This window comes from Mesorhizobium sp. LEGMi-168a (genome assembly GCF_058312955.1).
In genome coordinates, this window is record NZ_JBZEGV010000065.1 from 1 (window position 1) to 6,016 (window position 6,016).

General features: G+C 63.1%; 5 protein-coding genes and 1 pseudogene. 3 read left to right on the forward strand and 3 right to left on the reverse strand.

From position 1 onward, the window contains the following. Positions 1 to 311: pseudogene (locus tag AC4FWB_RS33650) on the forward strand (TetR/AcrR family transcriptional regulator); the annotation flags it as partial. An 81-nt stretch (positions 312 to 392) separates the two neighbouring features. Here the strand turns inward: AC4FWB_RS33650 and AC4FWB_RS33655 are convergent. Next, a complete protein-coding gene (locus tag AC4FWB_RS33655; protein ID WP_491030529.1) occupies positions 393 to 1,553 on the reverse strand; it encodes a patatin-like phospholipase family protein in 1,161 nt (386 codons plus the stop codon). Continuing rightward, positions 1,546 to 2,328, reverse strand: coding sequence for an acetoacetate decarboxylase (locus tag AC4FWB_RS33660; RefSeq protein WP_491030530.1), 783 nt, complete (start codon positions 2,326 to 2,328; stop codon positions 1,546 to 1,548). The genes AC4FWB_RS33655 and AC4FWB_RS33660 overlap by 8 nt, the downstream gene beginning before the upstream one ends. A 221-nt stretch (positions 2,329 to 2,549) precedes the next feature. Here AC4FWB_RS33660 and AC4FWB_RS33665 point away from each other — a divergent pair, with 221 nt between their 5' ends. Then, complete coding sequence (locus AC4FWB_RS33665) at positions 2,550 to 3,338, forward strand: 3-hydroxybutyrate dehydrogenase (RefSeq protein ID WP_491030531.1); 789 nt, start codon at positions 2,550 to 2,552, stop codon at positions 3,336 to 3,338. A gap of 51 nt (positions 3,339 to 3,389) precedes the next feature. On the opposite strand, the gene AC4FWB_RS33670 is transcribed toward AC4FWB_RS33665, so the two are convergent. After that, positions 3,390 to 4,586 carry an ROK family transcriptional regulator gene (locus AC4FWB_RS33670; protein ID WP_491030532.1) on the reverse strand — a complete coding sequence of 399 codons (1,197 nt, stop codon included), beginning with the start codon at positions 4,584 to 4,586 and terminating at the stop codon, positions 3,390 to 3,392. A gap of 132 nt (positions 4,587 to 4,718) precedes the next feature. Between AC4FWB_RS33670 and AC4FWB_RS33675 the strand changes: the two genes are divergently transcribed. Further along, on the forward strand, positions 4,719 to 5,984 hold the full coding sequence (locus AC4FWB_RS33675) for an ABC transporter substrate-binding protein (RefSeq protein WP_491030533.1): 1,266 nt from the start codon (positions 4,719 to 4,721) through the stop codon (positions 5,982 to 5,984). The last annotated feature ends 32 nt before the right edge of the window (positions 5,985 to 6,016 follow it).

A 6,016-nucleotide genomic window follows, 5' to 3' on the forward strand; every position in this document is an offset into this window, starting at 1 on the left:
CGCAGGCCGAGGTCTCTCCCGCCCTGTCCCGCATCGCTTTGGAACTCGACGCCCGCGAGTTAATCGAGTTGGCCACCCGTAGGAGCGTGAGGGCAATCGAGGCAGCGCTGTCCAGTGCCAGCGATGCTCGCTTCGCCGATCCTAGTTTGGTTGCCCAGACCTTGATCGCCGCGCTTTACGGGACGGTTCCGGCCTTCTGCCACCGGGTTTTGGCTCCCGCCGATGGCATCGAGGCCGAAAGGCAGCTCACAATTATGTTTCGCTCTTATCTCGTAGCGCACCAGAACGGAGTTGCTGAAGCCAAGAGCTAGGGCAACGAAGTTGAGCGCTGAAGTCTGAGGCCACTCAACTATCCAATCACGAGGAACGCTTCGTCCGCCCGCTGCCGCTGGTCAGGTCGGATCCTCGCGGTGCAGGTCGTGGATGGCGACGCCCTCGACATTGGTCGGCAGCATCAGCCACTTTTTGTGGCGCAGCGTGCGTTCGGTGTCCTCGAGACCCATTTCCCAGTGCTCGCGCATCGAGGTGCCCGAGAACTCGTAGTCCTTGGCGTGACCCTCATAGCCTTTGTGCTGGTAGATCAGGTGGACGATGTTGACGACGCCGGCATCGGAGTAGTCGGCGATCAGTTCCTTCTCACCATCCTTCAGTTGCTCCGGCGGCACGCGCTTCAAGGCATCGAGCAGCTTCATTTTGAGCGCATGGATGCGCTGGAAATTGTCGGTGTTCTGGCGCGTGCGGCTCGAATACATGATGTCCTTGTGGCGCGACAGCACGTCGGCCATGCCGCGCGGCAGCGCGCCGCGGGCGCTGAACAGATCGACCTGGAAGACCAGCGAGGAACGGTCTTCCTCCTGGTCGAGCAGATATTGCAGCGGCGTGTTGGAGACGATGCCGCCGTCCCAGTAATACTCGCCCTCGATGCGGATCGAGGGGAAGGCCGGCGGCAGCGCGCCGCTCGCCATGATGTGCTCCGGCCCGATGCGCACCTTGTCGGTGTCGAAATAGACAAAGTTGCCGGTCCTGACATTGACCGCGCCGACGCTGAGCCGCTTCCTGCCGTCGTTGAGCACGTCGAAATCGATCAGGCTCTCCAGCGTCTCTTTCAGCTCGGCGGTGTCGTAGAAGCTGGTGGCGCCGTCCGCGCCGGGCGGCTGGAACCACGGGTTGGGACTGCGCGGCTTGAAGAAGCCGGGCTGGCCCATGGTCATCGTCATCCATGACGAGGTGCGGTTGCGGATGTCGCGATAGATGTCGCCCTCGGGCGTATAGGCCCAGATCTTGCGGCCGGAGATCGTCTGCCAGAACTGCTCCAGCCGCTGCAGGCGTCGGCTCGGCTCATTGCCGGCGATGATCGAGGCGTTGATGGCGCCGATCGAGACGCCGGAGAGCCAGGTCGGCTCGCAGCCGGCATCGGAAAGCGCCTGGTAGACACCGGCCTGGTAGGCGCCCAGCGCGCCGCCGCCCTGGAAGACCAGGGCGATGCGGTCATATTGCGCGGTGATTTCCTCAATAGTGGCGGCAACCGCCTTGTTTCGGGTGCGTTCAAGCACGAGCCTTCTCCGGCTGGATTGCGCTGGCCGCCGACTGGTCAGCGAGATAATCATGGACGACTTCGCCCAGCCCGAGCGTCAGATCGGCGGTGAAATGGACGGCCGAGACGACCTCGAGCACCGGCAGCTTCGCCACGTCGGCCATGACATGGGGCCGAAGGTCGAGCGCGGCCGGCGCCGTCCACGCCTCCTTCAGCGTCACATCGGTCAGGTAGTAGCGCACCAGTTCGCAGATGCGCGGGCTGCCGTCGACATGCGGGATGATCTTGATCAGGAAGTTGGGCGCGGCGAGCGAGGCGAGCACGGAATCATGGTCGGCCTCGCGGTGCTTGTAGCCCATCGTGCCGGTGGCGCAGAGCACGCTGCCATAGTGAAGGGTGCCCACCACCACTTCGCCCTCATGCACGATCTTCGGGTTGGCGAGCTTCTTCGGAAAACCCCAGAGCTCGCGGCCGCCGGCGATCGGCGCGTCGTCGTCGAGATACATGGAGTGGACATAGCCGCCGTGCTGTCCGCCGAAACGCACGGGAATGACTTGGCCGGTCTCGGTATAGTCGCCGAAGCCGGTCGAATCCGGCATGCGGATGAACTCGTATTTGACCAGCGGCTCATCGATCTCGAGCGGCGCCGGCACCACCGCCTCCAGCGCTTCGCGCGTCGTGCGGTAGGTGATGATGATGTATTCGCGATCGAAGAAGCGATAGGGGCCGGGCGGAAAAGACGGGTTGGTGAGCGGCATCGCATAGGCGCGCTTCACGACATCGGCGATTTCCATGCTGGTGCCCCGTGCTTGAAAAATGACCCCGCGCGAATACGCTGGCAAATATGTTGCATGGCAGCATGACAGTGCCGTGTCAGCCGCACGACGGCGCGTCACCGAGCCGGCAAAGGTCGTCGCAACCTTGTAATCGAGCCGACACATGGTCGTGGCATTGTCATGTTGCGTCGCACAAACTATCTGCCTCATAGTCCCTCCCTTCTCTTGCGAGATTTCCCATGGGTTCCCTGTCTTCCAAGAATGCGCTCGTCACCGGCTCGACCAGCGGCATCGGCCTTGCAATCGCCCGCGCCTTTGCCGCCGAGGGCGCCAACGTCACCATCAACGGTCTGGGCGATGCCGCTTCGATCGAGCAGGAGCGTGCCGGCATCGAGAAGGATTTCGGCGTCAAGTGCCGCTATTCCGGCGCCAACATGATGGACGGCGCCGCGGTGACCGCCATGGTGCGTGAGGCCGAAGAGGCGTTCGGCAGCCTCGACATCCTGGTCAACAATGCCGGCATCCAGCATGTCGCGCCGATCGAGGAGTTTCCCGACGACAAGTGGGAGGCGATCATCCGCATCAACCTGCTTGCGGCCTTCTATGCCATCAAGGCGGTGCTACCGGGCATGAAGAGCCGCAAATGGGGCCGCATCATCAACACGGCGTCGGCGCACGCGCTGGTCGCCTCGCCGTTCAAGTCGGCCTATGTCTCGGCCAAGCACGGCATTGCCGGCTTGACCAAGACGGTGGCGCTGGAGGTGGCGCAGGACGGCATCACCGTCAACGCGATCGCGCCCGGCTATGTCTGGACGCCGCTGGTCGAGAAGCAGATCCCCGACACGATGAAGGCGCGAGGCATGACCGAGGAGCAGGTCAAGCACGACGTGCTGCTCGCCGCGCAGCCGACCAAGGAGTTCGTCACCGTCGAGGAGCTTGCGGCACTGACGCTCTTCCTCTGCTCGGACGCCGCCAAGCAGATGACCGGCACGACCTTGCCGATGGATGGCGGCTGGACGGCGCAGTAGGCGCGCTTCCCTAAGGGGGCGCCGCCGCGGCGTCCTTGCCGGTCCCCATGGCTATTGAAGTCGCCCGTAATGGCTCAGGACAAGGCCGACGGCTCCGAGCAGCACATCGTTTTCGGTGTGCTTGCCGATGATTATTCGCGTGCGCCTGTCGGGGGCGACGTCCCGCGCCTTGATCAGGGTGTGCCGTTCATAGGCTGCGATGAGCGGCGTAAGCAGGATGTCGCCGGCGAGCGCCATGCGTCCTCCGATGATGATGAGGGGCGGGTTCAGAACGGATCCGATCATGCCCAGGCCACGGCCTGCCATTTCGGCCGTATCCTCGATCATGCGCAACGCTCCGACATCGCCTTGCTCGGCCATGCGGATCACATCGTCCATCGTGACGCGCCGACCCGTCACGCGCGCGATCTGCTCCAGCGGCCGATTGAAGCTGGCGTAGAGTTCCAGGCAGCCTCGATTGCCGCAGCGGCAAAGATCGCCGGTTGGATCGATGCTCATGTGACCGAACTCGCCCGCGCCGCCGGCAATTCCGGTCACGACGCGTCCGTGCTGAACGATCGCGCCGCCGACCCCGAGGTCGATCTTGAACAGGACAAAGTCCTCGTAGCCGACGGCGGCGCCCCACATCATCTCGGCGATGGCGGCGCAGTTGCTTTCATTGGCTGCGAAGATCGGCTGCTCCAGCACCGGCCCGAAGACATGTCGGATGTTGACGCCAGCCCAAGTGGGAACGATGCTGGCCCGCTGGACGAAGCCTTCGGGACTGACCGGTCCCGACACCGAAACCCCGACACCCAGGAGGCCAGACGCAGGCAAGCTGTTCTCCTCGTAGCATTGCGCGATCGCCGCCTTGGTGAGCTTTGCCGCCCGGTCCGGAGGATAATCCAGGCCGAGGGTGATAGTTTTTTCAGAAATGAACGAATGTGAGACGTCGGCCACAGCGACCCGAATCTCGTCGAGACTGAGATGAATGCCAACGCAGGTGCCGGCTTTAGGATTGAGCGTCAGCGTCGCTGCCGGCCGGCCGACGCCTTTGGCCGCTTCGTCAGCCGCCGCCAGTTCCACCACAATCCCCGACTTCTTCAGGCCAGTCAAAGCCGTCGAGACGGTCGAGCGGGCCAGGCCGGTGAGCCGGGCGATCTGCGCGGCGGAAATGGCGCCGCGCTGGCTGAGACACCGGACGATAAGGCTTTCAGGCGTGCCCGGAGGCTGGCCGTCCAGCAGCGATCTGAGCAGGCTTTTTGTCATTTTTGTCGTAAAGCTCCTTGACTGTCGATCGTATTTGATCATTCTAGAAAAAACTAGAGGCCCTCTGCGATGCGGGCGGTCTCGGCGAAACGGTCGTGATGAACCGTGCTGAAATCAAATGGGAGTGAGACGATGAGATATCTGAGGGCGACCCTTGTCGCTACGGCGGCATTTGCCTTTCTTGCAAACACGGCACTCGCCGAGCCGAAGACCAACCTGCTCCATCAATGGGCGACCGGATCGGATGCGCAGGCTATAGCCAAGCTTGGCGAGATGTTCGAGGCGAAGGGCGGAAAATGGCAGCAGACCTCGATTGCCGGCCATACCGCGAACACACTCGCCAAGCTGCGCGCCGACGTGATCGCAGGCAACGCTCCGCCGGCGGTTCAGCTCAAGGGCCCCGAGATCGCTGAATGGAACAAGACCGGCATGACCGCCGATCTGGACGATCTCGCGAAGGCAGAGAATTGGGAGAAGGTGGTGGCGCCGGAATTGCTGCCGGTGATGAAGCCGAGCGGCAAGTGGGTGGCGGCACCCATGAACATCCACCGCATCAATTGGATATGGGCTTCGCCGAAAGTCATGCAGGCCGCCGGCGTGACGGAGGTTCCGAAGACCTGGGCGGAGTTCAACGCAGCCTGCGACAAGGTCGTGGCGATTGGCAAGATCTGCATCTCGCACTCGACCGCCGACTGGACCGACGCCACCGTCTTCGAGGTCGTCCTTTATGGCCAGGATCTCGATCTTTACAGGAAGGCCTTCGTCGAGGGTAACGTCGACGCCATGCGCAGCGAGGGCATGGTGAAGGCGTTCGAACAGTTCCGCACCATGACGTCCAAGTATATGGATCCCGGCATGAACGGCCGCGACTGGGATTCGATGTCGGCTCTCGTCGGTCGCGGCGAGGCGGCGTTCCACATCATGGGCGACTGGACGATCGGCCTGCTCACCGCCGCGGGCTTCAAGGAAGGAACGGATTATGTCTGTGCCCAGGCGCCAACCGACTGGGGCAAGCCCGGCTTCATCCTGAACTCCGATTCCGTCGTGTTCTTCCAGCAGAAGGACCCGGACTATGTCGAAGGCCAGAAACTGCTCGCCAGCACCATCCTGTCGCCGGAGTTCCAGACCGTCTTCAACCAGGCCAAGGGGTCTATCCCCGCGCGCCTGGACGTCGACCTGTCAAAGGGCTTCAATCCCTGCCAGCAGAAGTCGCAGAAGGACCTGCAGGCCTCGATCGAAGCGGGAACGCTGGTCCGCTCGATGGCCCACAACATGACCATCCCGCAAAAGGTCCGCGGCGCCATCATGGACACGATCACCGAATTCGTCGCGTCGCCGGATATGTCCGCCAAGGATGCGGCCAACGCCATGGCCGACGCCGCAGAAGCGCAGGAATGACGTGCGGAGGGCGCCGGCGCGACGTCGCGCCG